This window comes from Aeromonas sp. JL9, assembly GCF_024436075.1.
Classification (GTDB): Bacteria; Pseudomonadota; Gammaproteobacteria; order Enterobacterales; family Aeromonadaceae; genus Aeromonas; species Aeromonas veronii.
Window position 1 is genome coordinate 189,691 of record NZ_JANFNV010000004.1, and the last position, 23,049, is coordinate 212,739.

Sequence of the window (23,049 nt, forward strand, 5' to 3'; positions counted from 1 at the left end):
AATGTTGAAGCATGGCGTAATTCGTTTTTCCCTCGTTGCCTGTAGCCTGGCGCTTGCCGGGCTTGCACAGGCCATCGAGCCGGTGCTCAAGGAGAGTGATTTGCCTGTGTTGGCTCAAGAGAGCCAACATGCTACGGCCAGCAAGCGAATTACCAATCTGTTTACCCGCTCGCACTACAAACAGTTCAAGCTGGACGATGCCTTTTCCTCCGTGATTTTCGATAAATATCTGGAGAATCTGGACTACAGCCGCAACCTGTTTTTGGCCTCTGATATCAGCCGTTTTGAAAAGTACCGTAACGGTTTTGACACCGACCTCGAAAGAGGCCGTCTGGCTCCCGCCTACGAGATGTTCAACCTGAGTCAGCAGCGGCGTTATGAGCGGTTCGAATACGCCCTCAAACTGCTTGATACTCCTTTCGATTTTACCCAGACCGACAACTATGTGTTTGATCGAGAAGGGGCGGCTTGGCCCAAAGATGAAGCAGAGCTCAACGAGCTGTGGCGTCAGCGGGTCAAGTTCGATGCCCTGAGCCTCAAGCTCAGTGGCAAGGAGTGGCCCGAGATCAAGGAGCTGCTTGGCAAGCGTTACAACAACGCCATCAAGCGGATGTCCCAGACCGAGAGCGAAGATGTCTTCCAGCTCTTCATGAACTCCTTCGCTCGCGCCATCGAACCGCACACCAGTTACCTCTCACCACGCAGTGCCGATCGTTTCAACACCGAGATGAACCTCTCGCTGGAGGGGATTGGTGCCGTGTTGCAGGCGGAAGATGACTTTACCGTCATCCGTTCTCTGGTGCCCGGTGGCCCGGCTGCCAAATCCAACCACCTCAAGCCCGATGACAAGATCACCGGGGTGGGGCAGGAAGATGGCAAGATTGTCGATGTGATCGGCTGGCGTCTTGATGACGTGGTCGAGCTCATCAAGGGGCCCAAGGGGAGCAAGGTCAAGCTGGAGATCCAGCGCGGCAAGGGCGCAACCGCCAAGACCGAGCAGATCGAGCTGACCCGCGACAAGGTGCGCCTTGAAGACCGGGCAGCCAAGTCCAAGGTGATTCACGCCGAAGGTAAGAAGATTGGCGTCATCGAGATCCCGAGTTTCTACGTCAATCTGCATGACGACGTGATCAAGGAGCTCTCCAGCCTCAACAAGAAGAAGATCGATGGTCTGATCATCGATCTGCGCGGTAACGGCGGTGGCGCCCTGACCGAAGCCTCTGCCTTGAGCGGCCTCTTCTTTGCCAGCGGTCCCGTGGTGCAAATTCGTGATCACATGGGCCGTATCACGGTCAATGGCGATGACGATGGCAACGTCTACTACGGCGGCCCGATGTCGGTGATGATCGACCGCTACAGTGCCTCGGCCTCCGAGATCTTCGCTGCAGCCATGCAGGATTATGGCCGTGCGTTGATTCTGGGTGAAAACTCGTTTGGCAAAGGGACGGTGCAGCAGCATCGCAGTCTCGCCAAGGTCTATGACTTCTACGAGCAGCCGCTCGGTCACGTGCAGTACACCATCGCCAAGTTCTACCGGATCGACGGTGGCAGCACCCAGAACAAGGGTGTTGCGCCGGATATCAGCTTCCCGACACCGGTTGCTCCGGAAGAGACGGGCGAAAGCCGTGAGTTCAATGCGTTGCCGTGGGACAAGATTGCCTCCGCCAACTACGAGAAACTCGGCAACTTCGCCAGCGTACTGCCCAAGTTGCAGGCGGCGCACGATGCCCGGATCGCCAAGGATCCCGAGTTTGCCTATGTGATGCAGGACATCGCCGACTACAAGGAGGAGAAAGACAAGAAGTCGGTCTCCCTCAACGAGGCGGAGCGTGTTGCAGAGCAGGCGAAACAGGATGAGAAAGCGCTCAAACGTACTAACGAGCGTCTGGCACGTCTTGGCAAGCCGGCGGTGAAGAGTCTGGATGAACTGCCCGCTGATTTTGAAGCGCCCGATGAGTATCTCATCGAAGCGGCCAATATCACGGCGGATCTGGCCAAGGTCAGCAAACGCAGCTGACAAGGCGACCTGTAATGCACAAGGGCGACTGCGGTCGCCCTTTCTTTTTGTCTGGCGTATCTGACGTAATGCAAATTGTTTGACCCCGCCAGTTGGTTGTGACAGCCTCTTTCTCGCCTTTAACAAGCGTGGAAGCAGACAATAATGACCGATCACTCCCAGGCCATGACGGCCAAATATCGCCAGGATTATCAGGCGCCGCTCTACTGGATCGACACCATCGACCTCGATTTCCAACTGCAGGAGCCGCTGACTCAGGTCACCGCCATCACCCGCATTCGTCGCAACGGTGAGCACAATGCGCCGCTCGTCCTTGATGGTGAACAGCTGACCCTCAAAAGCGTTGCCATTGATGGCATTCCCTGTGACCACTACGAGCAAGGCGAGAGCAGTCTGACCCTGTTCAACCTGCCGGCCGAATGTGTGCTGACCATTGTCACCCTGCTGGATCCGGCCGCCAACACCGCGCTGGAAGGGCTTTACAAGTCTGGCGATGCCTACTGCACCCAGTGTGAAGCGGAAGGCTTTCGCCGCATAACCTATTATCTGGACCGCCCCGACATTCTGGCGCGCTACAGCACCCGCATTACCGCCGACAAGTCCCAGTTCCCCTTCCTGCTCTCCAATGGCAACAAGGTCGACAGTGGTGATCTGGATGGCGGCCGTCACTTCGTGCAGTGGCAGGATCCTTTCCCCAAACCGAGCTACCTGTTTGCGCTGGTGGCCGGTGATTTCGATGTGGAACGCAGCCACTACACCACCAAGAGCGGCCGCAAGGTGGCCCTCGAGATCTTCGTCGACAAGGGCAACCTCGATCGCGCCGGTTTTGCCATGGAGAGTCTCATCAACTCCATGCGCTGGGACGAGCAGCGTTTCGGCCTCGAGTATGATCTCGACATCTACATGATCGTCGCGGTGGACTTCTTCAACATGGGCGCCATGGAGAACAAGGGGCTCAACATCTTCAACTCCAAGTTCGTGCTGGCCAATCCGGCCACCGCCACTGACAGCGACTACCACGGTATCGAACGGGTGATCGGCCACGAATATTTTCACAACTGGACCGGTAACCGCGTCACCTGTCAAGACTGGTTCCAGCTCAGCCTGAAAGAGGGGCTGACGGTATTCCGGGATCAGGAGTTCTCCTCCGACCTGGGCTCCCGTGGCGTCAACCGCATCAACAACGTGCGTACCGTCCGCGGCCCACAGTTTGCCGAAGATGCCGGCCCCATGGCACACCCGATCCGCCCGGATGTGGTGATCGAGATGAACAACTTCTACACCCTGACCGTTTATGAAAAAGGGTCGGAAGTGATCCGCATGATGCACACCCTGCTGGGGGAAGATGCCTTCCAGGCCGGTATGCGTCTCTACTTCGATCGTCACGACGGCTCGGCCGCCACCTGCGATGATTTTGTGCAGGCGATGGAGGATGCTTCCGGTGTCGATCTTGGCCGTTTCCGCCGCTGGTACAGCCAGTCAGGCACCCCCGAGCTGACCGTGACCGACGAGTACGATGCCGCCAGCGGTGTTTACCGTCTGCATGTGAGCCAGCACACCCCGCCGACTCTGGATCAGCCGCAAAAGCTGCCGCTGCATATCCCCCTCGATATCGAACTCTATGACGAGCAGGGTGCCGTCATTGCGCTGCAATATCAGGGCAAGGCCATCGGCAACGTGCTCGACGTGCTGGAAGCGGAGCAGACCTTCGAATTCGATCGGGTGCCGGTCAAGCCGGTTCCCTCCCTGCTGCGGGACTTCTCTGCGCCGGTCAAGCTGCACTATGACTACAGCGACGAAGCGCTCGCCTTTCTGATGCGCTTTGCCCGCAACGAGTTTGCCCGCTGGGATGCGGCCCAGATGCTGATCAACAAAGCGGTCATCGACGGGGTGGCGCGGGTCCAGCACGGGCAGGGGGTTGAGCTCTCCCAAACCCTGTTGGCCGCCTTCGTCGCTATTCTGGACGACAGCGATCTCGATTTGGCCCTCAAGGCGGAGATCCTGGCGCTGCCCGGTGAAGCGACCCTGGCCGAGCTGTTCGAGGTGGCCGATATCGATGCCATTCATCAGGTGCGCAACGCGATCCACACCCGTCTTGCCGAGGCCTTTGGCGCACGCTTGGCGGCGACCTATCAGAGCCTGCGTCTGAATGGTTATCAGGTGGTGCATGCCGACATGGCCAAGCGGGCCCTCAAAGGGGTAGTGCTCGGCTATCTGGCGGCGCTGGATGCGGAGCATGCCGATGCGTTGGTGCGCGAGCAGTATGCAACTGCCGACAACATGACCGACACCCTGGCGGCGTTGCAGGTGGCCAACGGCTATCTGTTGCCATGCCGTGCCGCGCTGTTGGCCGATTTTGAAGGCAAGTGGGCCAAGGATGGACTGGTGCTGGACAACTGGCTGCGGCTGATTGGCAGCAAACCGGCTGCCGATGTGCTTAGCGAAGTGAAACAGGCGATGAATCACCCCACTTTCAGCATTCGCAATCCGAACCGGCTGCGGGCGCTGATCGGTAGTTTCGCCATGAGCAATCAGGTGCAGTTCCATGCGGTGGATGGCAGCGGTTACCGCTTCCTGACCGATCTGCTGATCGAGCTCAACGAGGTGAATCCGCAGGTGGCCTCCCGCCTCATCACGCCGCTTATCCAGTTCAAGCGACTGGATGAGGCGCGCAAGGCCCTGATCCGCGCCGAGCTGACCCGTCTTGCCAACCTTGAGGGGCTGGCACGGGATCTGTTCGAGAAGGTCAGCAAGGCACTGCAGCAGTAACTGTCAACGGGGCAGGGGCGTGAATGCGCCTGCCCCCATTGTGTGATTTGTCGTGTGATCAGGAGCAAGTGTGAAGCAGTTTACTTTTCGGCTCTCATTGAGCAGTGACGAGGTGATGCTGATGTATCAGGGCCATGCCAGACGGCTGGTGGTGCGCAGCGAACAGGGATTGACCCTGGAACTTGGCATAGAAAAAATACGGCCCTTTGTCGTCATCAATGGTGTGCATGGCTATTTTCGGCTGAAAACCCAGGACGATTACCGCTTTATCAGCCTCGAACGCATAAATTAACAAAAATCGAACAGATTACCGACTGTTTATCTGCTTTGCGTCACTATCTATCCGGTAAACTGGCACAAAGGTAGTGGGAATTTCTGTATTTTTGGTTATTTGCAAAATTTCTCACAGTTTAAGCCGTGATCTGCACCTTGTTTTTAACATCTCGTTAGCACCTTTCCTCGCCTTCCCTTATCCAAGCCATTACACTTCGCAACAACTCTGCACCAGCGGGTAACCAGGGTGGTTGCCTCTGCGTCGGTGGTTAATGTCGTCCGATAAGGAATATAAAAATGGCATTGAAAGACGCCCCTACCTCAGTTCTGCTCGAAAACGTTCTCAGCCTGATCCATCAGAAGTTGCCCAAAAACAGTGCCTCTCTGGTCGAGCGCTTCGTTGCCAAGTTCTACGGCAACATGGCGAGATCCGATCTGCACGATCGCAATGACAGCGATCTCTACGGCGCGGCCCTGAGCCTGTGGAATGCCCTCAATCAGCGCAGCGGTACCGATCCCTACATCCGGGTCTACAATCCCGAGCTGACCCGTCACGGCTGGCAATCGCCCCATACCATCGTCGAGGTGATCCTGCAGGACTCGCCCTTCCTGGTGGACTCCATCCGGATGGCGCTCAAGCGGCTCAATATCACCGCCCACATGATGCTGCACCAACCGCTGCACCTCATTCGCGGTGCGGATGGCAAGATTGACGCCATTCTGGAGCTCGACAACACCGACGGGCAGACCTCGGTTGAAACGGCATTCCTTATCGAGATCGATCACCTCACCAGCGAGGAGCAGATGGCCGCGCTGGCTGCCGAGCTCAACTCGGTGGCTGGTGAAGTGGCGCTGGCAGTCGGCGACTGGCAGCCCATGCTGGCCAAGCTCAATGAGATCATCGACGAACTGCCCAAGCGCAAGCACCCGGTCAGCAAGGAGGAGGTGGCCTCCTGCGTTGCCTTCCTCAAATGGGTGGCTGCCCACAACTTCACCCTGATGGGCTATCGCCGTTACGACGTCAAGGCAGTGGAGGGGGATCACGAGATCCTGCCGCAGGCGAGCTCCAGCCTGGGGCTGATGAAAAACTCCATCAAGGAGGTGGGCCAGCGCCTTGGCAATATGCCGGCCAGCGCCCGTCACGCCGCCCTGAGTTCTGACCTGCTGATCCTCACCAAATCCAACAGCAAGTCCCGGGTGCACCGTCCGGCCTATGTGGATTACATTGGCATCAAGCGCTTCGACGAGCACGGCAAGGTGATCGGGGAAGATCGCTTCATCGGCCTCTACGCCTCTTCCATCTACAACACCAGCGCGACCCAGATCCCGCTCATCAGCCATCGTCTCGAACGCATCATGGCGGCCTCCGGTCATGAGAAGGGCTCCCACGCCTACAAGGCGCTGCTGAACGTATTGGAAACCTATCCCCGTGACGAGCTGATCCAGGCCCGCGAAGAGGAGCTGTTGGCTACCGGCCTTGGGGTGCTGGAGATGCAGGAGCGGGACATGTTGCGGCTGTTCGTGCGCCGCGACGTGTACGGCCGTTTCTTCTCCTGCATGGTCTATGTCACCAAGGAGCGCTACAACACGGCGCTGCGCATCAAGACCCAGCAAATTTTGCAGAAATATTTTGGCAGCAATGAAGAGGTGGAGTTCAACGTCTACTTCACCGAAGGCGTGCTGGCGCGGACCCACTACATAGTGCGGGTCAACAACAACAACGTGGATGTGGATGTGAACGAAGTGCAGAACAACCTGATTGAAGCGGCCCGCAGCTGGGACGACAGACTCGACTCCGTGCTGCTTTCCCACTATGGCGAGGCTCGTGGCAATGAGCTGCGCCGCCGTTTCAGCACCGCATTCCCTCGCGCTTACAAGGAGGATGTGCTGCCTGGCTCGGCCGTGGCCGACATCATGGCGCTCGATAACCTGAGCGAAGCCGAGCCGCTGGGCATGCTTTTTTACCGCGCGCAGGAGGAGGAGAACGATCGTCGGGTACGGCTCAAGTTGTTCCATCGCACCGAACCCATCCACCTCTCCGATGTTCTGCCGATGCTGGAGAACATGGGACTGCGGGTGATCGGTGAGACCCCGTATCAGGTACGCACTCCGGGTGGCGGTCTGTTCTGGATCCTCGACTTCTCCATGCTGCTGCATGGCGAGCAGCCCTTTGATCTGGCCCAGAGCCAGCAGCGCTTCCAGCAGGCGTTTGCCGCCATCTGGAACAAGCAGCTGGAAGATGACGGCTTCAACCGGCTGGTGTTGGGGGCGGGTCTCACCGGCCGTCAGGTCTCGGTGCTGCGCGCTTACGCCAAATACATGCGCCAGACCGGCGTCTCCTTCAGCCAGTCCTATATCGAAGAGACCCTGACCCGCTACCCCGATATTGCTCAACTGCTGTTCACCCTGTTCGAACAGCGCCTGGATCCTGCCGGAAAGCAGGACGCCAAGATACAGGCCAAGCTGCACGAGGAGCTTGCCGCCAAGCTGGATCAGGTGGCCAACCTGGATGACGATCGCATCATTCGCCGCTATGTGGAGATGATCGACGCTACCCTGCGCACCAACTACTACCAGCTGGACAAGGCGGGTAACATCAAGCCCTACATCTCCTTCAAACTGGCACCGTCCAGCATCACCGACATGCCGCTGCCGTTGCCGAAATTCGAGATCTTCGTCTATTCGCCACGAGTGGAAGGGGTGCATCTGCGCTGGGGCAAAGTAGCTCGTGGCGGTCTGCGCTGGTCAGATCGCAAAGAGGACTTCCGCACCGAGGTGTTGGGTCTGGTGAAAGCCCAGCAGGTCAAGAACACCGTCATTGTGCCGGTGGGGGCCAAGGGCGGTTTCTACTGCAAACAGATGCCGGTGGGGGCGCCTCGCGCCGTTATCCAGGAGGAGGGCAAGGCCTGTTATCGCCTGTTTATCCGCGGTCTGCTCGATGTGACTGACAACATCATCGGCGGCGAGGTGATCCCGCCCAAATCCGTGGTGCGTCACGATGAGGATGACTACTACCTGGTAGTCGCCGCAGACAAGGGCACAGCCACCTTCTCGGATATTGCCAACGAGATCAGCCTCGAATACGGTCACTGGCTCGGCGATGCATTCGCCTCCGGCGGCTCGGTCGGTTACGACCACAAGAAGATGGGCATCACCGCCCGTGGTGCCTGGGAGTCGGTCAAGCGGCATTTTCGTGAAATTGGCGTCAACTGCCAGACCACCGACTTCACTTGCGTGGGGATTGGGGACATGGCCGGCGACGTGTTCGGCAACGGCATGCTGCTCTCCGAGCACACCCGGCTGGTGGGTGCGTTCAACCACATGCACATCTTCGTTGACCCTACTCCGGATGCGGCCAAGAGCTTTGTCGAGCGCCAGCGCCTGTTCGATCTGCCGGGCTCCAGCTGGGATGACTACAACCGTGAGCTGATATCACAAGGGGGCGGCATCTTCTTGCGCTCTGCCAAGTCCATCAAGCTTAGCCCCGAGATGCAGACCCTGCTCGGCACTGACAAGGCCAGCATGGCGCCGAACGAGCTGATCAAGGCGCTGCTTTGCCTCAATGTCGACCTGCTGTGGAACGGCGGCATCGGCACCTATGTGAAGAGCGCTCGCGAGAGCGATGCCGAGGTGGGCGATCGCAGTAACGATGCTCTGCGGGTCAATGGTCGCGATCTGCGAGCCCGTATTGTGGGTGAGGGGGGCAACCTCGGCTTTACCCAGCTTGGCCGGGTGGAGTACGCCAGTCAGGGGGGTCGCATCAACACCGATTTTACCGACAACGTGGGCGGGGTGGATTGCTCCGACAACGAGGTGAACATCAAGATCCTGCTCAACCAATTGGTGGCAGCAGGAGATCTGACCCTCAAGCAACGTAACCAGATGCTCTACGAAATGACCGATGACGTGGCGCAGATCGTGATCACCAACGCCTATCGCCAGTCGCAGTCCATCTCGGTCACCAGCTTCCGCGGCTCTGAACAACTCAAAGAGCAGCAGCGCTTTATTCAGGGACTGGAGCGGGAAGGCAAGCTGGACCGTGCGCTGGAGTTCCTTCCCTCTGACGAGGAGCTTTCAGAGCGGATGGCGGCAGGGCAGGGGCTGACCCGCCCCGAACTGGCGGTGCTGGTGGCTTACGGCAAGATGGTGCTGAAAGAGCAGCTCAACTGCCCGGAAGTGACCGACGAGCCCTTCCTCGCCAACATGCTGGTCACCAGCTTCCCAGCCAAGGTGCAGCAGCAGTTTGGTACCCAGCTGGCCGATCACCCGCTACGCGGCGAGATCATCGCTACCCGGGTGGCCAACATGCTGGTTAACGACATGGGGCTCAACTTCGCCAGCCGGATGAAGGACGAAACCGGTGCCTCGGTCGCCGAAGTGGCCTGCTGCTTTGCCATGGCCCGCGAAGTGTTTGGCATGAACCAGCTGTGGCGCGATATCGAAGGGTGCGACAACCTGGTGGATGCCCAGACTCAGCTCGAGCTGATGTTCTACAGCCGCCGCATTGTACGCCGTGCCACCCGCTGGTTCCTGCGCGCCCGCAATCGCAGCTGGAGCATCAGCGAGAACATCGCCTTCTTCCGTCCAGCGTTCGAGACCTTAGGGAAGCACCTTTACGAGGTGATGGATGAGAGCGAAGTGGCAGAGCATCGTCAGGCTGTTGCCAAGTGGATGGAGAAACAGGTGCCTGAAGCCATTGCCCGTCAGGTCGCCCATATGAGCAGCCTCTTCTCCAGTCTGGATCTGGCGCAGATTGCCGCCGAGCACAAGACTGATATCCTACGTGCCGCCAACGTTTACTATCGCCTCGGAGCCAAACTGGATCTGCACTGGTTCCTCGACCAGATTAACCATCAGCCGGTCGGCAACCACTGGCAGGCGATGGCGCGTGCCTCTTTCCGCGAAGATCTTGACTGGCAGCAACGCAGTCTCACTTCTGTGGTACTGGAAGGGTGCAAAGATCAGGGAGAATGCGCTACCATACTGGCCGACTGGATTTCGGAGCATGAGCAACTCTTGTCCCGTTGGACCCACATGTTGGCCGACTTCAAGACCACCAGTACCCACGAGTTCGCCAAGTTCTCGGTGGCCTTGCGAGAGTTGAACCTGCTCCAGTTGAATTGTCGGGCACTTTAATTGCCAGATTAAGGCATGACACCGACATTACACCCAAAGCCCCGGCCAGTTGCCGGGGCTTTCTTTAAGGAGCAAAGATGTTGTACCCCATCGCCAGGCATTTCCTGTTCAAACTCAATCCGGAACAGGCTCACGATCTCTCCATGAAATATTTGCCCCGCCTTCTCGGTACGCCACTCGATTGTTTCTTCCGCCAGAATTTGCCGAAACGCCCCGTCACTGTCATGGGGCTTTCTTTTGCCAATCCGGTGGGATTGGCGGCCGGTCTGGATAAAGATGGTGAGTGCATTGACGCGCTGGGCGCCATGGGATTTGGTTTTATCGAAGTCGGTACCGTTACCCCCAGACCCCAAAGCGGCAATGACAAGCCGCGCCTGTTCCGGGTTATTCCGGCAGAGGGGATCATCAACCGGATGGGATTCAACAACAAGGGTGTGGATCATCTGGTGGCCAAGGTGAAAGAGGCCAAATATCAGGGGGTCATCGGCATTAATATCGGCAAGAACAAAGACACTCCCATCGAACAGGGCAAGGATGATTACCTGATCTGCATGGACAAGGTTTATGATCATGCCGGTTATATTGCCGTCAATATCTCTTCCCCCAACACCCCGGGGTTGCGTTCGCTGCAATATGGCGAGGCGCTGGATGAATTGCTGGCAGCCCTCAAGGTGCGTCAGCAAGAGCTGGCCGCCCAATATAAAAAGTATGTGCCGCTGGCGGTTAAAATTGCCCCGGATTTAAGCCTTGAAGAAATAGATCAGGTGGCCGCGTCGCTGGTGCGTAATGGTATTGATGGGGTTATCGCCACCAATACCACCCTCGAGCGCGAGATGATTTATGACATGCCCCACGCCGGTGAAGCGGGTGGCCTGAGTGGTCGTCCGCTGCAGCACAAGAGTACCGAGGTGATCCGTCATCTGGCCAAGGCGCTCAATGGTGCTCTGCCAATTATCGGGGTGGGTGGTATTGATAGTGCCATGGCCGCCCGTGAAAAATTGGCCGCCGGTGCCAGTCTGGTACAAATTTATAGCGGCTTTATTTATAAAGGGCCGGGGTTGGTCAAAGAGATTGTGACCAATATTTAAGAAATAGATGGCGGAGCCCTTTATTTGACGTTGCTGATTTTCTGCATATGGAATAAAGTCAACTGGTAAATATCAAGTAAGGGCTCCAACATGTTTATCCAACCGACCGATAGCTGGCAATGGCACTATGATGCCCAGAGTGACCGTCTGATGTTGGACCTGTCTGATAACATGTTATTTGCGACCGAGTATAAAGGGCGGCAATTGGTGCCCAGCTCGTTTGCGACCCAGCCTTTTTGTGTCGATGATGCCGCCCTCTATTATCAGTTGATGGATAAAGCAGCCGAACTTGAGTGGAGTATTCCTCATCAGGTTCAGTTGGTGCTTAATGCCATCGCGGTCAGTCGTTTTTATAAACCCCTGATGCCGCAAAGTTGGTTTTTTAGTGAACAACATCCGCAAGTGATCCCGCAAAATGGTGATCTGGTCCTGATGAATACACCCCATGGCAACGGCGAATTTATGGTCATTGAGGCAGGGGATCAGGCCAGCGTCTGTTTGAACCTCACTGCCGATCTGGTATTGACTACCAGCAAAACCCTGCCGCGTTTCGGGGTGATCAAGGTGATGAATAACCGGATGAAACCGCGTATTACCGTGACCGAGCAATATCGTCAGGTTAGTTGATATATTTTCATCAATCGTTTTATCTCTGTGATTACACCGCAGCCTATTTTTACTGTTGTCACCTCAATAGCGCCTCGTTTCTGATACTTCATTGATCCGCGAACATCTTGCCCATTCTCATTGATCTTCATGGTTGTGGCTCAGCCTCTCTTGAGACTTGTTACATCCACTTGCACCTTGTGTTTTGACCCACGCAGTATCTTGGTCTTTCGTGCTGCAAGCATGGTACTTCCCTCTGTTTCGCTCTGCTTGCGTAGTGCCTCCACCTCGCTATCAATACATCACTCACTGCTGCGATTTTCTTGATACGACATTTTATGCTTGAAACGAGAGCTATTCTCACTTACATTTTGTTATAACATAACAAAATGGAGTTGCCATGAAGCCTCATATTCATCCGGATTATCGTTTGGTGCTGTTCCATGACACGGCGGCAGATGCCTTTTACCTGGTCGGTTCAACCATCAAGAGCGATCGCCGCTACACGTGGCAAGACGGGAAGGAGTATCCCTATGTGTCGCTCGATGTTTCCAGCCAGTCGCACTCGTTCTATACCGGCAAGCAGAAGCAGGTATCGAGTGAGGGGAGTGTGGCCCGTTTCAACAAGCGCTTTGGCGCATTTTCAAGCAAGAAGGAGTCCTGAATGCAGGTCGTCTGTTCACTCAAATCCGCACGGGCACGTCATCCCGATTGTCAGTTGGTACGCCGCCGCGGCAAATTGTTCGTGATTTGCAAAAGCAATCCCCGTTTCAAGGCTCGCATGAAGTGATCCGTTAAATGATGTTTGGCCTCATGATCTCGCCATCAGGTGATCATGGGGTCTTTTACCTTTATCGCCCCCTATCAATCTGTTTCCATCCTGCTGTTTGCGCCGACTTTTGCATGCTCCAGCCCGCCTGATGAGGTATAATGCGGCACTATTTTTATGGGTTCCCCGTGAGCGTGATGAAAGAATTTTTTGCAACCTGCCCCAAGGGGCTGGAAAACCTGTTGGCCGATGAGCTGACCACCCTGGGCGCAGAACAGGTCCGTGAGACCGTGGCTGGCGTCCACTTCCAAGGCGAACTGGCGATTGGCTACAAGGCCTGCCTGTGGAGCCGTTTTGCCTCCCGTATCGTGCTGGTGCTCTCCGAATTCCAGATGAACGATGATCTGGATCTCTATCTGGGCGCCCACACCATCCCCTGGGAAGAGCACTTCTCCGGTACCTCTACCATCGCGGTGGACTTTACCGGTACCAACCCTGCCATTCGCAATACCCAATATGGCGCGCTGAAAATCAAGGATGCCATCGTCGACCGCTTCACCAAGCGCGGTCACGTGCGTCCGGACGTGGACAAGAAGTCGCCGGACATTCGCATCATGGCGCACCTGGGCAAAGGCAAGGCCAATATCACGCTGGACTTGTCAGGCCCGGCGCTGCACCAGCGTTTCTATCGTCAGGGCACAGGTGAAGCTCCGCTCAAAGAGAACCTGGCCTGCGCCATGATTGCCCGTAGCGGCTGGGCCGGTGAGCCCATGATGGACCCGATGTGCGGTTCCGGTACCTTGCTGATTGAAGCGGCCTTTATTGCCGCCGACATGGCACCGGCGCTGCGCCGCGAGCGCTTCGGTTTCGATCGCTGGCTGCAGCACGATAGCGAGCTGTGGCAAAGCCTGATGATGGAAGCGCAAGTACGTGCCAAACGCGGCATGCAGCGTTGCGAAGTAAAACTGTTTGGTTGTGATGCCGACCAGCGTGTGTTGCTCAAAGCCCGTGATAACGCCAAAGCGGCAGGTGTGGCTCACCTTATTACCTTCAAGCAGGCCGATGTCACCAAGCTGGAAAACCCGCTGCCGATGCCTGCCCCTGTTGAAGGGGAAGCAGGTCAAGGGGAGGCCCGCCAGGTCGGTATGCTGATCTCCAACCCGCCTTATGGCGAGCGTCTTGGCGAGTTCCCGGCCCTGCTGGAAGTGCATCAGGCGCTGGGCGATGCTCTGCGTCGCAGCTTCCAGGGTTGGAAAGTCTCCATTCTTTCTGCATCGCCCGAGCTGCTTAGCTGTCTGCGCCTGCGCGCCGACAAGCAATATCGCCTGTTCAACGGCGCCCTCGAGTGTCAGCTGCGCAATTATCAAATCGCACTGGACTCCGTGGCTTCCCAAAAAGAGGTCGCGCAGGACTTTGCCAACCGTCTGCGCAAGAATCTGAAAACCCTCGAGAAATGGGCCAACAAAGAGGGCATCGATTGCTATCGCATCTACGATGCCGACTTGCCGGAATACAACGCCGCCATCGACCGCTATCAGGACTATCTGGTGGTGCAGGAGTATGCCGCGCCCAAGGACATCCCCGCCCAGAAGACCCGTCAGCGTCTGCTCGACATGGTTCAGGCCGCCATCAAGGTGACCGGCATGGATGGCGAGAAGGTGATCCTGAAGGTGCGCGAGCGTCAGGAAGGGAAACAGCAGTATCAGAAGCTCTCTGAAGAGCAGCACCGGATGGAAGTGCAAGAGTACGGCGCCCGGCTGTGGGTCAACCTCTACGACTATCTGGATACCGGCCTGTTCCTCGACCATCGTCAGACTCGCCGCATGTTGGGCCAGATGGCCAAGGGCAAGCGCTTCCTGAACCTGTTTGCCTATACCGGCAGTGCCACCGTGCACGCAGGTCTTGGCGGTGCCAGCGAGACCACCACGGTGGACATGTCCCACACCTACCTGAACTGGGCGCAGGACAACATGCGTCTCAACTCGCTGGTGGGCCGTCAGCACAAGTTTGTCCAGGCAGATTGCCTGAAGTGGTTGTCTGAAGCCGATGAGCAGTACGACCTCATCTTTATCGATCCGCCCACCTTCTCCAACTCCAAGCGGATGGATGAGAGCTTCGACGTACAGCGCGATCACCTGCTGCTGATGCAGCACCTGAAGCGCCTGCTGGCGGCGGACGGCACTCTGGTCTTCTCCAACAACAAGCGTCACTTCAAGATGGATCTGGCCGGTCTCGAGGCCACTGGTCTCAAGGCCCAGAACATCACCCAGAAGACGCGACCGAAGGATTTCGAGCGCAACCAGCACATCCACAACTGCTGGATCATCACCCATGCGCCGGAGCAAGGCGAGGCGTGATGCTGACCCTGTTTCATACCGACGGTTGCCACCTGTGCGAGCAGGCCTGGGCGCTGGTGGAGGAGGCTGGTCTTGCCACCGCCACCCGCCAGTGCGACATCATGGATGATGAGCAGTGGCTTGCCGCCTATCGGGTGCGCATTCCGGTGCTGCGTGACGAAGCAGGCCGCGAGCTCGGTTGGCCCTTCACACTGGCCGAGCTCAAAAGCTGGGCCGCCCGTCAGGGGTGAGAGTGATTTGACGATAAAACGGGGGCAGACCCAGTCTGCTGCCCGTTTTTTTCATATGAAATAAGGAACACACATGGCTCTTTTAACATTGCACGGCGCATGTCTGTCGTTCAGTGATTTCCCGCTGCTCGACAATGCCGAATTGACCATCGAGCGGGGCGAGCGCCTCTGTCTGGTTGGCCGCAACGGGGCGGGCAAGTCTACCCTGATGAAGGTCATTGCCAGCGAATTGCCGCTGGACGACGGGCGTCTGGTGCTGCAGCAAGATTTGAAAGTGACCCGCCTTGAGCAGGATCCGCCTGCTTCCAGCGAGCTGACGGTGTTTGACTATGCCGCCGAAGGGCTGGCGGGGGTGGGGGAGCTGCTCAAGCAGTACCACCATATCTCCACGGAACTGGCGCATGATCCATCAGATGCCAACATTCGCAAGATGAGCGAGTTGCAAGAGCAGCTCGACTATCAGAACGGCTGGCAGTTCGAGACCCGCATCAGTCAGGTGTTGACCCTGCTGGGGCTGGATCCTGACGTGACCCTCGACAGCCTCTCCGGCGGCTGGCTGCGCAAAGTGGCGCTGGCCCGTGCGCTGGCTTGCGATCCCGACTTGTTGCTGCTCGATGAGCCGACCAACCACCTTGATATCGAAGCCATCAACTGGCTGGAAGATTTCCTCAAGGATTTTCGCGGTGCCATCGTCTTTATCTCTCACGATCGGGAGTTCATCCACAAGCTGGCAACCCGGATCATCGATCTCGATCGCGGCGCCATCACCTCCTGGCCGGGCAACTACGACGAGTACCTGCAGGGGAAAGAGGAGTGGCTGCGGGTCGAAGAGCTGAAAAATGCCGAGTTCGACCGCAAACTGGCCCAGGAAGAGGTGTGGGTGCGCCAGGGGATCAAGGCGCGCCGTACCCGTAACGAAGGTCGAGTGCGCGCCCTTGAGGCGATGCGGATGGAGCGCAGCCAGCGCCGCGAGCTTCAGGGCAAGGCCAAGCTGCAACTGGACGAGGTCAATCGCTCCGGCAAGCTGGTGTTCGAGACCGAAGGGCTGGGGCTGGACTTTGGCGATCGCACCCTGTTCAAGGGGCTCGATCTGCAAGTGCTGCGCGGCGACAAGATTGCGCTGGTCGGCCCCAATGGCTGCGGCAAATCGACCCTGATCAAGCTGCTGCTGGGTCAGCTTGAGCCAACCCGTGGCACCGTCAAGGGGGGCACCAATCTGGAGGTGGCCTACTTCGATCAGTACCGCGAGCAGCTCGACCCCGAGCAGACCGTTGTGGACAACGTCGGGGAGGGCAAGCAGGAGGTGATGGTGCGTGGCCGCTCCCGTCATATCCTCGGTTACCTGCAGGATTTCCTGTTCGAGCCCAAGCGGGCCCGTACCCCGGTCAAGGCGCTCTCCGGTGGCGAGAAGAACCGGCTGCTGCTGGCCAAGCTGTTCCTCAAGCCGAGCAACCTGCTGATCCTCGATGAACCGACAAACGATCTGGATGTGGAAACGTTGGAGCTGCTGGAAGAGCTGCTTTCCGACTACCCCGGTACCCTGCTGCTGGTGAGTCACGATCGTCGTTTCATCGACAACACAGTGACCGGCTGCTGGCTGTTTGAAGGGGATGGCCGCATCAGCGATTACGTGGGCGGTTACGCCGACATGATGGCGACTCGCGAACAGCAGAATGCCCAGCAACAGGCTAAGAGTGCACCGGTCAAGGCGCCCGAGCCGGTCGTTGCCGCCGCGCCAGAAGCGCCGAAGAAAAGCAAGAAGCTCTCCTACAAGCTGCAGCTTGAACTGGAAGGGTTGCCTGCTCGTCTTGAGCAGCTGGAAGCCGAGCTGGATGCGCTGCAAAGCGAGATCAACCAGCCTGGGTTCTTCTCGCTGCCGGCAGATAAAACCCAGCCGAAACTGGATGCGCTCAATGCCGCTGAAGCAGCGCTGGAGCAGGCATTTACTCGCTGGGAAGAGCTGGAAGGACTCAAAAATCAGGAGTAAGTTCCCTGTAATTAAAACTTAATCCAGTTCAGTGCCTTGTGTCACATAGCCCGGTTAGGGTGGAAGTTTTTGTTTGACCGAGTGCGCTCGCAGGAGTAAAGATGAAAGCGACCGATGCAGAATTGGTCGCTTTTTTTGTTCCACGAAGAGGGTCGTAGATGATGAAGAGACAGAAGCGGGACCGTCTGGAAAGAGCTCGTGCTCGTGGTTATCAGGCTGGCGTGGTCGGCAAACAGAAAGAAGCGTGTCCGTATCAATGCCTGGATGCCCGAGGGCATTGGCTTGGTGGTTGGCGTGACGCCATGGAAGGGCGGGGCTCAGGCCTCTTCATGAAGTAGCAGGTACTTCATCACTCATTACAAAAGGAAAGGGGCCGTTGTGGCCCCTTTGCGTTAATGCTGTTTTACCACCAATCAGAGAGATCAGAATGCGGTGGTATCTTTGAACAGGCCCACTTTCAGGTCGGTGGCGCTGTAGATCGGACGGCCGTCAACTTCGACCACACCATCAGCAATTCCCATCACCAGCTTGCGGTTGATGACGCGCTTGAAGGTGATCTTGTAGGTCACTTTCTTGGCAGTCGGCAGGATCTGGCCGGTGAATTTCACTTCACCCACGCCCAGAGCACGACCCTTGCCGGGGCCACCTTTCCAGCCAAGGAAGAAGCCAACCAGTTGCCACATGGCGTCCAGACCGAGACAGCCAGGCATCACAGGATCCCCCGGGAAGTGGCAATCGAAGAACCAGAGATCCGGAGTAATGTCGAGCTCAGCCAGGATCTCGCCCTTGCCGTGTTCTCCGCCGTTGTCATTGATCTTGACGATGCGATCCATCATCAACATGTTGGGGGCAGGCAGCTGACTGTTACCCTCACCAAACAGTTCGCCACGGCTGCAAGCCAGCAGCTCTTCACGGGTAAAAGAGTTCTTGCCCTGTTCGCACAGGGAAAGGCGGGCTTCCATGGTGGTATTGTCTACGGTCACGCGGTATTTCCTTCAAATGGGTCAAAGCCGGGCCAATTTAGCTTACAGTTGTTCGCTAAACAACTCCGATCACTTCATCAGCGGCCAAACAGGCGCCCCAGCAGGGATTGCAGCAGTCCGACTTTGGCAGTGGAGCCGTTCAACTCGTCCAACCGCTCCTGAATACGGCCAAACAGGGTATCGGGCATATCAGGCTCACCGGCGACACAGCCAGTGAGCAACTCGATGGCCTCTTCCACATGATCCACCGGGTGGATGTGGAACTGGCCCGCTTCAACCGCTGCAATCACCTCGTCAGAGAGGTTCAGCTGCTGGATGTTGGTGCCCGGCAAAATGATCCCTTGCTTGCCGGTGATGCCGTGGATTTTGCACACCCGGAAGAAGCCTTCAATCTTCTCGTTCACGCCACCAACGGCCTGCACATTGCCAAACTGATCGACCGCACCGGTCACGGCGAAGTGCTGATAGATAGGCTGGCGGGCGAGGGCAGAGAGCAGGGCACACAAGCCGGTCAGGGAGGCGCTGTCACCGTCAATTTCGTGGTAAGACTGCTCGAACACCAGATTGGCCGACAGGGGGGAGGGGTTCTCTGCACCAAATTTGTTGGAGAGATAGCCGTGGATAATCATCATCGCCTTGGCGTGGATATGACCGGCCAGCTCCGCTTTGCGCTCGATATCCGCCACATCGCCATCACCAAGGTGTACGGTAGCGGTTAGGCGCACCGGCTCGCCGAAGTCATAAGGGTGACCGGAGACCTGAATGACAGACAGGCCGTTGATCTGGCCAATCTCTTCGCCATCGGTTTGCAGCAGGATCTGGCCGTCGATAACCCCCTGATCGGACTGCTCAACCAGATAGTTGAGGCGGTAATCCTGCTCCTCCAGTGCGCCGCGAATATGCTCGTCGGTGACCACATCGGATTCCAGCTCCCGGGCCAGACTGTCAGCCATCCGCATGATGGCGGAGAGTTGCACTTCGGAGAGCGACAACCACTCCTGATGGTCACAGAGGCGGCTGGCATGACGACAAAGGGCGGCGAGGGCGGCTGGCGTGAAGTCCAGCAGGCTCCAGCGCTGGCGCAGCCAGGCCAGGTACTGCAGAAATTCCTGCAGATCCTCTTCAATATTCACCTCTGACACCAGATCCGCGCGCAGGAAAATGCGCTCGGACATATCGCGATCCAGCATCTGGAACTCGGCCACGTCGAGTCGGTCACCGACCAGGATCAGCTTAAGCTTGATGGGAGTCGCTTCAGGCGCGAAGAAGGGGGTCAGGGTTTTCCCTTCCTGATAGGCGTTCCAGTCCAGCTCGCCTTTTTGCATGGCATTTTTCAGTTTGAACCAGAGGTGCGGCTGATCCAGCAGCTCATCCAGTTGCAAAATGAGGTAGCCGCCGTTGGCTTCGCGCAGCAAGCCAGGCTCCAGCAGGTGCTGGTTAGCATAGACAGAGCCTTGCTCGGTCTGGTAGTTGATGGAGCCAAACAGGGTATCCCAGTTGAGATCACGGCCATAAATCACCGGCGCTTCCTGCGCTTCGTGGTGGATCAACAGGTTGATCAGAATTGGGTGCTGAAACTCCAGACCCAATGCCACGTGAGCCGCCAAATCGGAGAGGAAATCATCGATTTTCGGATCATTGTTCTGCTTGCGCATGATGCGGGTCACGATGCGTTCGGCATCAAGATGGTGGCTCAACAGCTTGAGCAGCTCGCCAACCATTTCGCAAAACTCGACGCCGGTGCCCGGTTGCAGGCGCAGCCAGATAGGTTTGTAGGGGTTGTTCAGATTTTCGGTGTAGCAAAGATCAAACAGGTCACCATCCTTGCCATTGGATTCGGCAATCAACGTTTGGCAAACGCCTTCGTAATCTGCGCCGGGGAACCCGTTAAGCAGCATGACCGGACAGTCACCATCAAAACTGGCAAGACGCTTGATGCCGGAAATGGCTCTGGGTTGCAGCGCTGCAAAGGGGATAGGTTCAAGCTCGCTAAGCTTGGGGAACTGTTCAATCGCAAAAGCGGGTTTTAATTGTTCTGATGTTAATTCAGCCACTTAAGACATCCGGTCGAAGATAGGATCAATTGTTGCCATTATACACAGTTCAATAAGTGGTGACAGGAAACAAGATATCTGATTTAACATAATATACATTATGCGCAGTGTTGTCTGGCCCGTGGCTGGGGGTCAGGAACATAGCAACCGCAAGGGCTACAGCCGTGCCTGTGCTTTTTGAGTACCTCGCTAAGATTTCATACCAAGCCTGTTTTAGCTCTGGATTTTCCTCTCTTACGGCGGCAAGGCTTATCATGATTTCTTTAGGGTCTAGACCGATTTCTTCGGCAATCTTTTTTGCAGTCGCATCAGTGAGTTGCGCTTTGCCTTTGGTTAATCTTGAGATGTGAGATTGCGTGAAACCCAAGTCAGCGGCGACTTCCTGAAACTGGGTGTATTTTTTGGCTCTCATGTAGGCTTCAATCAAGGTTTTTGAGTCCATCTTTCTTAACTCCTCAGTTTATCAATGGCCGTATCATAACCATTTTGGCCCTAAAAAGGCCCGTTGTAATTTGCTTGGCGAATTGATCAAATGCACTTGTCTACTAAGCCAAGTGATTAACTCATGACCTACTTTAGCCAACAAAACCTTGATTCGCCTGCTCTCATAGAGCGCAAGGTCTATTGGCAGGCAGAGCCAACCGGCGATTACTCCGCCTGTGTGGCTGGTCAGGTCGAGATGTTCCGTGATCTGCATGAGCTGCGGGTCTATCTGTCGATGACGTACCCCGATACCGTGTTCGAGCTGGTCGAAGTGACCGAAGAGACATGGCAGGGTTTTTATGATCAGGGAGTCTTTTTTGATGACTGGTCATAACCCCGTTAACGCCATGATGCCGATAAATAGCGTTATCGGCACCAAAACCCTGATCGACTATCTGTCTTTCACTTGGGCACCTGTCGAGTTGATCCAGATGAAAGAGCTTGCCAAGCAAGGTGCGCTCTTGAAGGCTATCCCGCGCTTTGACACCAAGGTAAAGGCCCTGCAAGCGGCCATTTCTGAGCCTCCTGTCGAGGGTCTGCGTTACCTTTGGAAGCGTCCGGTCGGTTTCGCTCCCCTCGCCCACTTTGACAAGGTGACTGACCGTCTGTGTGACAAGGCCGAACGGCTGGGGGTCTCCCCTGCCCCGACTGTCGGTTATGACAAGACCACCGAGCGGTTGAGCCTTCAGGGTGTGCCAAAGTCCCCTGCCCCTGTCGTTACCCTGTCCATGACCGAAATGATGGAGCGGGCGTTGCATTCCAATTACAAGGCCCGTGCTGACATTCGCAAAGAGCTGAAGGCGGTTTGTGCATCCCTGCTCAAGTTCTCCCAGTTCGAAGTGGTCGAGGGTGCCAAGTATTGGGAAGCCTACAACGATTTGATTGACTGCTACGGGGTGCAATTTCTCGATGCCCTGTGCTGCTCTGAGCTTGAGCTGTGGCTTGAAGAGCTTAACACCAAGATCGGGGTGCCTATCCCTGAGCCTCGTTTCACTATGCGCCCTCGCCGCTCCGGTCTGCATGGTTACGCCAACTCGGCCGACCTGCTGTGTGATGGCCTCCCCTGTGGCCTGATTGGTTGGGGTGCTGCCAACCACGGTTGCATGGTGAGTTTTTCCGGTGTGGGCTGTGCCGCCCTCGATATGCAGGCGCTTCACTCTGTTATCTCTAACATGCCCTCTGTCCGTATTACTCGGGTGGATTTGGCGCTCGATGACTACACAGGTGAAGTGATCAGTTATCAGGGTGCTATTGATGGCGCTCAGGCGGGTGAGTTTCATCCCGAGCGGGGTCGTGCTCCGGCGTGGATGAAAATTGAATCCGGTGAGTTCGTTATATCCGAGATTGCCAAGGGCATTGTAAAGCGGTTTGGCATGGCACCGACCAAGGGTTGCTCTTTTTATGTTGGCAGCCGGATTAATGGTAAATGCGCCCGTATATATGAGAAGGGCAAACAAATGCAATCGGAAGAGAACCCAAATTGGGTACGCGCCGAAGGCGAGTTACACAATAAAGACCGGATAATCCCGCTCGATGTATTGATTAATCCTGATCCCTATTTCGCGGGGATGTATCCCCAGTTTGCTAAATGGCTGGATGAAGTGAAGCAATCGGAATCTGTTCCGGTACGTGTGACCACCTTTAAAAACAAGTTCAAGACCAGTCGGGACAATGCTGTTTTCCATATGTCTCGCATGGCGGGCCGCCTTGTTAATTGGTTAGCAAGTGTTGAAGGGCTTTCCCCTGCAACGATTGTTCACCAATTAACAGCGCATCTTAAGGAAGATGATATTCCGGCGCGGTTAAGAATGCCGCTACCACCCGAGTTTATATCGGGTGAGCATTGTTTAGTTTGACCTATAAATCAGGTTCTTCAACGAGGTAAATATTATGTCCCTGCTCACTGGTGTTTTGGTAACTCGTGTTACTCATGGTTATGGTGTGTCCCGTAAATCTGGCGCTCCTGTCCCTTATGATTTCGCGCAAGTGGAATATCTGGCTCCGGCAAATAACGTCAACAAACCCGAGTGCAATATCCACTCATGGGGTTATGAAGTTCGCCAGCTCGCCCTTCGTAATGATGCGGCAACTATCAAAGAAATGGCCGACTGCCCCAAGCTGGTTGCCATTGATCTTGTGCTTGAAGCAGATCCCCAGAATCCGACCCGAAATGTGGTTGTTGGCTTCCAGCCTAACAAAAAGCCGGTATAACCGCCGCGCTGCATATTCCGGCCGATCATGAACACCGATTCCGGTTCAACGTGAACACCATTTCCGGACCAATGTGAACGCTCATT

18 protein-coding genes are annotated in these 23,049 nt (G+C 56.5%); 15 read left to right on the forward strand and 3 right to left on the reverse strand.

The genetic code is table 11. From position 1 onward, the window contains the following. Window position 1: 1 nt before the first annotated feature. The 12 genes from prc to rmf all read left to right on the forward strand — a co-directional run bounded on the left by prc (window position 2) and on the right by rmf (window position 17,570). Window positions 2-2,017 (forward strand): carboxy terminal-processing peptidase, encoded by a 2,016-nt coding sequence (gene prc / locus NOM06_RS05435; protein WP_255910310.1) that lies wholly within the window; start codon window positions 2-4, stop codon window positions 2,015-2,017. A 144-nt stretch (window positions 2,018-2,161) separates the two neighbouring features. Beyond that, entirely contained in the window at window positions 2,162-4,786 is a 2,625-nt protein-coding gene (gene pepN / locus NOM06_RS05440) for an aminopeptidase N (protein WP_058058153.1), read from the forward strand. Between the two features lie 70 nt (window positions 4,787-4,856). Continuing rightward, window positions 4,857-5,078: a DUF2835 family protein gene (locus NOM06_RS05445; protein WP_255910322.1), complete on the forward strand. Its 222-nt coding sequence runs from the start codon at window positions 4,857-4,859 to the stop codon at window positions 5,076-5,078. Between the two features lie 278 nt (window positions 5,079-5,356). Continuing rightward, on the forward strand, window positions 5,357-10,195 hold the full coding sequence (locus tag NOM06_RS05450; protein ID WP_255910325.1) for an NAD-glutamate dehydrogenase: 4,839 nt from the start codon (window positions 5,357-5,359) through the stop codon (window positions 10,193-10,195). Between the two features lie 77 nt (window positions 10,196-10,272). Continuing rightward, entirely contained in the window at window positions 10,273-11,283 is a 1,011-nt protein-coding gene (gene pyrD / locus NOM06_RS05455; protein WP_005336601.1) for a quinone-dependent dihydroorotate dehydrogenase, read from the forward strand. A 90-nt stretch (window positions 11,284-11,373) separates the two neighbouring features. After that, entirely contained in the window at window positions 11,374-11,910 is a 537-nt protein-coding gene (locus tag NOM06_RS05460) for a cell division protein ZapC (protein ID WP_005345444.1), read from the forward strand. 379 nt (window positions 11,911-12,289) lie between these two features. Then, complete coding sequence (locus NOM06_RS05465; protein WP_236355931.1) at window positions 12,290-12,553, forward strand: type B 50S ribosomal protein L31; 264 nt, start codon at window positions 12,290-12,292, stop codon at window positions 12,551-12,553. After that, the gene (gene ykgO / locus NOM06_RS05470; protein ID WP_005336596.1) at window positions 12,554-12,679 is read left to right on the forward strand and encodes a type B 50S ribosomal protein L36; all 126 of its coding nucleotides are present in this window, start codon (window positions 12,554-12,556) and stop codon (window positions 12,677-12,679) included. It abuts the gene before it with no gap. A 140-nt stretch (window positions 12,680-12,819) separates the two neighbouring features. Then, on the forward strand, window positions 12,820-15,015 hold the full coding sequence (gene rlmKL / locus NOM06_RS05475) for a bifunctional 23S rRNA (guanine(2069)-N(7))-methyltransferase RlmK/23S rRNA (guanine(2445)-N(2))-methyltransferase RlmL (RefSeq protein ID WP_236355930.1): 2,196 nt from the start codon (window positions 12,820-12,822) through the stop codon (window positions 15,013-15,015). Continuing rightward, window positions 15,015-15,245: a glutaredoxin family protein gene (locus tag NOM06_RS05480; RefSeq protein WP_064336064.1), complete on the forward strand. Its 231-nt coding sequence runs from the start codon at window positions 15,015-15,017 to the stop codon at window positions 15,243-15,245. Before rlmKL ends, NOM06_RS05480 begins: the two co-directional genes overlap by 1 nt. A gap of 73 nt (window positions 15,246-15,318) precedes the next feature. Continuing rightward, window positions 15,319-17,232, forward strand: a complete 1,914-nt coding sequence (locus NOM06_RS05485) for an ABC transporter ATP-binding protein (protein ID WP_255910338.1) — start codon at window positions 15,319-15,321, stop codon at window positions 17,230-17,232. A gap of 158 nt (window positions 17,233-17,390) precedes the next feature. After that, entirely contained in the window at window positions 17,391-17,570 is a 180-nt protein-coding gene (gene rmf / locus NOM06_RS05490) for a ribosome modulation factor (RefSeq protein WP_005315693.1), read from the forward strand. Between the two features lie 84 nt (window positions 17,571-17,654). On the opposite strand, the gene fabA is transcribed toward rmf, so the two are convergent. From fabA to NOM06_RS05505, 3 genes are all read right to left on the reverse strand, one after another. After that, entirely contained in the window at window positions 17,655-18,194 is a 540-nt protein-coding gene (gene fabA, locus NOM06_RS05495) for a 3-hydroxyacyl-[acyl-carrier-protein] dehydratase FabA (RefSeq protein ID WP_196783564.1), read from the reverse strand. Window positions 18,195-18,292: 98 nt separating this feature from the next. Further along, entirely contained in the window at window positions 18,293-20,269 is a 1,977-nt protein-coding gene (locus tag NOM06_RS05500; RefSeq protein WP_213388609.1) for a Lon protease family protein, read from the reverse strand. A gap of 49 nt (window positions 20,270-20,318) precedes the next feature. Further along, window positions 20,319-20,711 (reverse strand): helix-turn-helix domain-containing protein, encoded by a 393-nt coding sequence (locus NOM06_RS05505; protein ID WP_255910340.1) that lies wholly within the window; start codon window positions 20,709-20,711, stop codon window positions 20,319-20,321. A gap of 123 nt (window positions 20,712-20,834) precedes the next feature. Here NOM06_RS05505 and NOM06_RS05510 point away from each other — a divergent pair, with 123 nt between their 5' ends. Genes NOM06_RS05510 through NOM06_RS05520 form a run of 3 tightly spaced genes read left to right on the forward strand, consistent with a single transcriptional unit; the run spans window position 20,835 to window position 22,963 of the window. Then, entirely contained in the window at window positions 20,835-21,086 is a 252-nt protein-coding gene (locus NOM06_RS05510; protein WP_255910342.1) for a hypothetical protein, read from the forward strand. Beyond that, window positions 21,073-22,608 carry a replication initiation factor domain-containing protein gene (locus NOM06_RS05515; protein WP_139495663.1) on the forward strand — a complete coding sequence of 512 codons (1,536 nt, stop codon included), beginning with the start codon at window positions 21,073-21,075 and terminating at the stop codon, window positions 22,606-22,608. The genes NOM06_RS05510 and NOM06_RS05515 overlap by 14 nt, the downstream gene beginning before the upstream one ends. Before the next feature lie 34 nt (window positions 22,609-22,642). After that, window positions 22,643-22,963, forward strand: a complete 321-nt coding sequence (locus NOM06_RS05520) for a hypothetical protein (RefSeq protein WP_023583768.1) — start codon at window positions 22,643-22,645, stop codon at window positions 22,961-22,963. Window positions 22,964-23,049: the final 86 nt, after the last annotated feature.

Excerpts from the sequence above, each read along its gene's own strand:
- rmf (WP_005315693.1), top strand. The coding sequence starts at position 17,391 with ATGATGAAGAGACAGAAGCGGGACCGTCTGGAAAGAGCTCGTGCTCGT.
- pepN (WP_058058153.1), top strand. The coding sequence starts at position 2,162 with ATGACCGATCACTCCCAGGCCATGACGGCCAAATATCGCCAGGATTAT.
- NOM06_RS05465 (WP_236355931.1), top strand. The coding sequence starts at position 12,290 with ATGAAGCCTCATATTCATCCGGATTATCGTTTGGTGCTGTTCCATGAC.
- NOM06_RS05520 (WP_023583768.1), top strand. The coding sequence starts at position 22,643 with ATGTCCCTGCTCACTGGTGTTTTGGTAACTCGTGTTACTCATGGTTAT.
- NOM06_RS05480 (WP_064336064.1), top strand. The coding sequence starts at position 15,015 with ATGCTGACCCTGTTTCATACCGACGGTTGCCACCTGTGCGAGCAGGCC.
- prc (WP_255910310.1), top strand. The coding sequence starts at position 2 with ATGTTGAAGCATGGCGTAATTCGTTTTTCCCTCGTTGCCTGTAGCCTG.
- NOM06_RS05485 (WP_255910338.1), top strand. The coding sequence starts at position 15,319 with ATGGCTCTTTTAACATTGCACGGCGCATGTCTGTCGTTCAGTGATTTC.
- ykgO (WP_005336596.1), top strand. The coding sequence starts at position 12,554 with ATGCAGGTCGTCTGTTCACTCAAATCCGCACGGGCACGTCATCCCGAT.
- pyrD (WP_005336601.1), top strand. The coding sequence starts at position 10,273 with ATGTTGTACCCCATCGCCAGGCATTTCCTGTTCAAACTCAATCCGGAA.
- NOM06_RS05515 (WP_139495663.1), top strand. The coding sequence starts at position 21,073 with ATGACTGGTCATAACCCCGTTAACGCCATGATGCCGATAAATAGCGTT.
- rlmKL (WP_236355930.1), top strand. The coding sequence starts at position 12,820 with ATGCGGCACTATTTTTATGGGTTCCCCGTGAGCGTGATGAAAGAATTT.
- NOM06_RS05450 (WP_255910325.1), top strand. The coding sequence starts at position 5,357 with ATGGCATTGAAAGACGCCCCTACCTCAGTTCTGCTCGAAAACGTTCTC.
- NOM06_RS05510 (WP_255910342.1), top strand. The coding sequence starts at position 20,835 with ATGACCTACTTTAGCCAACAAAACCTTGATTCGCCTGCTCTCATAGAG.
- NOM06_RS05460 (WP_005345444.1), top strand. The coding sequence starts at position 11,374 with ATGTTTATCCAACCGACCGATAGCTGGCAATGGCACTATGATGCCCAG.
- NOM06_RS05505 (WP_255910340.1), bottom strand. The coding sequence starts at position 20,711 with ATGGACTCAAAAACCTTGATTGAAGCCTACATGAGAGCCAAAAAATAC.
- fabA (WP_196783564.1), bottom strand. The coding sequence starts at position 18,194 with ATGGAAGCCCGCCTTTCCCTGTGCGAACAGGGCAAGAACTCTTTTACC.